This window comes from Rhizobacter sp. P2_H2, assembly GCF_056403375.1.
The window spans coordinates 1-4,934 of sequence record NZ_JBFUFP010000361.1; the positions used below are offsets into that span (position 1 = coordinate 1).

3 protein-coding genes are annotated in these 4,934 nt (G+C 70.0%); all 3 read right to left on the minus strand.

From position 1 onward, the window contains the following. Window positions 1-327 (minus strand): carbohydrate-binding protein (locus AC1D15_RS17925; RefSeq protein ID WP_477827048.1); only part of this gene is annotated, 327 nt, incomplete at its 3' end. Between the two features lie 159 nt (window positions 328-486). Then, a complete protein-coding gene (locus AC1D15_RS17930; RefSeq protein WP_477827049.1) occupies window positions 487-2,505 on the minus strand; it encodes a LamG-like jellyroll fold domain-containing protein in 2,019 nt (672 codons plus the stop codon). After that, a complete protein-coding gene (locus AC1D15_RS17935; protein ID WP_477827050.1) occupies window positions 2,502-4,562 on the minus strand; it encodes an autotransporter in 2,061 nt (686 codons plus the stop codon). The genes AC1D15_RS17930 and AC1D15_RS17935 overlap by 4 nt, the downstream gene beginning before the upstream one ends. Window positions 4,563-4,934 lie beyond the last annotated feature (372 nt).

Below are 4,934 nucleotides of genomic sequence, written 5' to 3' on the forward strand. Positions count from 1 at the left end.
GCTCGGCGCCGGTGCGGGCGACGGCGCGGGAGCGGGTGCAGGAGCCGGCGCGGGGGCCGGGGCGGCGTTCGTCGGCGACCACAGCGACGGCGTGGTCGGCGGCGTCCAGTTGGTGCCCGCCCAGGCGGTGTGCGTGACCAGCGCGACATAGTCGCGGCCGCCATAGCTCACCACCGTGCCGACGGTGTAGGTGACGCCTTCGCGCCAGGCGGGCGCGCTGGACTGCGCCAGTTGCACGTCGCTGGCCCAGACGCCCTGCTCGCCGTAGGCCGACGCGGCCTGGACTTGCCCCCACAGGCTGCCGATCGCGACGGCAACCATGCTCATACCCAGTGCTTTCACTTTCATCTCCCTGATCTCCGGTTGAGATGCATACAAAAACCAGGGAGGGAGTGTGCTGGTACTGGATTGGTATTCCAATCGAGGTTTCTCAAAGATACCAATTCGTACCGCTTGCAAAGCGGCTGCCGATGCGGAGGTGAATGGTCACGCCCCCGCCAGCGCCGCGATCGCCTGCGCATCCAGCGCACCGGCATAGACGCGCAGGTCGCGCACCGCGCCCTTCAGGTAGGGATCGCTGGCGTACTGCGAGCGGCCGATCCAGCCGTCCATGCCCGCGCCGAGGTCGCTGGGCGCGAGCGTCATCGCGGCATTCGTGCCCACCGCCACGCCGTTGACGTAGAGGGTGCCGGTGCTGCCCGACAGGGTCACTGCCACGTGCGCCCATGCGCCGGTCGGCAGGGCCGTGCCGTCGATGATCTGCGCGCCGTAGCCGTGCACCGTGTCGATCGAGAAGCGCACGACGCCGGCGGCGTTGCGCGGCGTCAGGAACATGCTGCGCCGCGGCCCGGAGCCGACGTCGAAGAGGCGCGCCCAGGCCTGCGCGGCGTCCACCCGCACGCGGGCCGCCAGCGTGCAATCGCCCAGTGTCTCGACGAGTCCCGGCGGCAGGCTGGCGAAATCCTTCAACCCGTCGAAGACCCGCCCGCCGCCTTCGTCGAACGGCTGGTGCAGCACCAGCCGCGGCGTCGCCGACACCGAGACCTCGGCCGATGCCGCGCTCTCGCCGCCGGCCGCATCCACCGCGGTGACGACGTAGTGCAGCAAGGTGGCGCCCGGCGCCGGCGTGTCGGTCCAGGTCAGCAGGTCGCTGACCGTCGCGACCGTCGTGTAGGGCCCGCCGGCGCGGTCGGCCCGCTTGACGCGGTACGACGGTGCATTGGGCACGCCCCACCACGACAGCAGCACGGCACCGCCGTGCAGGCGCGCCGTCAGGCCGCTCGGGCTGCCGCCGGTGCGCGGCTCGCGCGCGTAGGTCAGCGTGCCGAAGCCGAGCTGGTCGCCGTTGCCGCCGTCGTACTCCGGCCGCAGCTGCTCGGCCTGCCGCTTGACCCAGGGCGCGGCCACGCCGAGCCGGCCTTCGTAGTGGTGCAGCACCGATTCCCAGACCGGGCGCCGGGCGCCCAGGGCGGCCGGCGACACGCCGGTGCTGACACCCTGCTTGTTGCTGTACTCGTGATAGGGCATCGCGTAGAAGGCGCCGGCCGCATCGACCAGGTTGCTCTTCGCGACGTACTCGGCGCCCGCCAGGAAGCGGTTGTTGTCGAACCGGTAGACGTCGTCGCCCTGGTTCCAGGCCATCTCGCAGAACATGCCGGCCAGCCCGATGCCGAGCGTGGCATGCCCCTGGTCGCGCCCGCTCTCCTGCCACTGGCCGAGGTAGCCCGGGTGCACGTGGCACACCGCCTGCAGCGCGGCGCCGTTGCCGGCCCCGTTGCGGTAGTAGGCCATCGCCTCGTCGTAGATGTCCGGCCGGTCGCACAGCACGCCGATGCTCAGCACGCAGGCCAGCGCGCACTGGTCCCAGTTCGCCCAGTAGTTCGTGATGACGGCGCCGTTGTGCCGCACCAGGAAGTCGCTGCTCAGCGGATAGAACACCTTCAGCATCATGTCCTGGAAGCGCGCCAGGTCGGCCGCGGCCCAACCCGGGTAGGTGCGCAGGATCTCGGCCGCGTTGGCGAACTGCACGCCGTAGATGCCGGCGGCCAGGAAGCGGTCGGCATTGCCGGTGATGCCGGTCAGCGTCGACGACCAGGCATTCAGGAAGGCGACGCACAGGTCGGCATAGCGCGTGTCGCCCGACACCTTCCAGCGCAGCGCCAGCTGGTAGGCGCGCGCCGTGTCGATGTAGAGCTGCGCGAAGTTCTGCCCGTCGCCGCCGCGCACCACCGTCTGCAGCGGCCGCGGCGACGCGCCCAGCTGCGAGCGGCCGTTGGAAGTCAGCGCGTTCCAGCCGCTCAGCCACGGCTGGGCCTGGGCGGCGACCTTCTTGCGCATGCGCTCGAAATCGCTCTCGGTATGCAGCAGGCCGGGGTGCACGAAGGTGCGCGCCCGCGGGGCTACCGCGTCGCCGTCACCGTCACCGCTGCCGGGTTCGCTGCCGCAGCCGGCCGCGCCGAGCACGCCGACCCCGAGGGCCGACGCAAGAAGTTGACGACGCCTCATGGGATCCTCACGAAAAAGCGGGTCGCGTCCTGGCCGGTCACGACCTGGGTGCCCTGGATGTCGATGCTGCCGAACGCACCGCTCAAGCCGCCGGCGGCCTCGATCAGCACCAGCGTCTGCCCGGCAGCGAGGCCGCTGCCGACGTTCAGCTTCAAGGTTCCGCCCAGCACCGCGCGGCCGGCCGTCGACAGGTGGTCCTGGTCGACGCCCGGCCGGGTGCCGGCGATGTTCAGTGTCAGCACGCCGTTCGCGCCTTGCGTGAAATTGCCGCCCAGGCCGAGTTCGTGCTGGCCGCTCGCGAAGCCGAGCGCCGCGTTGTTGACCACGCTGCCGGTGCCGAACGCATCGGCGCCGGCGGCCAGCAGCGTGCCGCCGTCGATCGTCGTCGTGCCGCTGTAGCGGTTGCCCGACAGCGTCGTGGTGGCGCTGCCGCGCTGCAGCAGGCTGCCGCTGCCGCTGATGTTGGACAACGCGATGTCCGTCGAGGTGTTCTGCACCACCAGCTGGCCGTCGTTGACGATCGCATCGCCGGCGGCCGCCGGCAGCAGGCTGGCGTCGCCGCTGTAGGTGGCCTGCAGCAGCGTGCTGCGGGTGTTCTTGTCGGCGTTGATGGTGATGTAGTTCAGCGGCACCGGCTGGCCGGTGCCCAGGCGCAGCACGGCCTTCGCGCCGATGGTGGTGATGCCGTGGTAGTTCTGCGGCTGCGCGAAGGTGACGTCGTTGCCCGGCGTGCCCATCACCGTGACGTTGCCGGCGCCGGTGGTCTCGCTCTTGTCCGGCCCGCCACCGCCGCCGGTGATGCCGACGTTCAGCGTCACCGGGCCGTTGTAGTTGAAGGCCAGCGTGCCGCCGCGGTGCAGGTTGATGTACGCGTTCTTCTTGCCGGCCGGTGGGTTCACCGCCGCCGGCGACGGTGCCGACGGCAGGAAGAAGCGGTTGTGCGTGCCGTCGCCCCATTGCACGGTGCCGCCGGCCTCGATGTTGATGCCGCGGTAGCTGGCATCGTTGCCGTTGACGGCGTTCGCGCCGCCGCGGTAGATCACCTTGGCCAGGTTCAGGCCAGGGTCGCTCAGGCCGGGATCGACCAGGTTCGGGCTGCCGTGCGGGCTGTTGTCGGTGTGGCCGTAGACGCCGCTCATCACGATCGTCGAGTTGCCGATCGGGTGGAAGTTGATGTCGCCGCCGAAGGCCGCCTCGAAGATGTCCTGCCTGACGGTGACGACGCTGCCCGGCGGGCTCCACACCAGCCACGAGCCTTCGTTGAGCACCGCCTTCGCATTCGGCAGCGCCGCGGCGACGTGGTTGCTGCCGAAGTCCTGCCCGGCGCTCAGCGACAGCACGCCCGAGAAGCTGCTGGCGCCGCCCAGCGTGTTGCCGCCCCACACGTCGGGCAGCTGCGAGATCGATCCGCTGCCGCTGACCTGCCCGAGGCGGATGAAGTTCGCGCTCTTCAGCACGAGGCGGCCGTTGTTCAGGATGTTGTCGAGGTTGACCTCGCCGTTCACCACGCTCGCCGGGTTCTTGCTGTCGGAGGTGGCGATGATGTTCGGGTTGTTGTCGGCGCTGCTGTTGGTGCCGATCTGCAGCGTGGCGCCGGCATCGATGGTCAGCACCGGCGGGTTGCTGCCGGCGATCTCGAGCTGGTAGCCGGCACCGGGCCAGGTCTTCTTCGTGACCACCTGCACCTGCTGCGCGTCGGGCAGCGTGAAGGTGCTGGCCTGCGTGATCACCAGCGTGCCGGGGCTGGCGCTGCCGCCGGCCGGCGTGAGCGTGAGCCGGCCCTGGCCGGAGATCACCCCGGTGTAGGTGCTGACGCCTGCCGGCAGCCGGATCACCGCATCGCCGGTCAGCACGACATTGGCGTTGGCCAGGATGGCGGCGGTGATGTCGGCGGCGCCGCCGCTGCCGGCCGACTCGCCTTGTGCGGTGGCGCCGTCACTCGAGCCCGAGCCGCCGCCGCAGGCTGCGAGCGCGGCCAGTGCGAGGATCGATGCGAGGGCCAGCGCGGACAGGCGCGAAGAAATTGGATTCACAGGATCGAGGGATGTCAACAACATGCGAGCGAGGCTACGTGCGCAGGCGCGGCGCGGCTTGACCGACAGTTGATGAATCGATGACCATCGTCAGTGGATGTGACAGGCGCCACGCGGCACACGGAAGGTCTCAACATGGCCTCGACGTCGACGTGGTGACGCGGCCGGGGACTTCGGTTTCAAGTTGTGAGCCATGCGACGAATCGGGACGACCGGTCCTGTCATTCCGGCGAGCTGCAGGCCGTCCTCGCTTGCATCCCGTTGCACGGCGTCTCGTGCTGCCAACGCATGGGCGCCGTTCGTCGCCTGTTCAGAGTTCCGTCAAGTCTCGCGGTGTCGTGCTTCACACAATCGTTGCTGAACACGAGTCCGGACCCGAGGCCCCCATGCGAACAC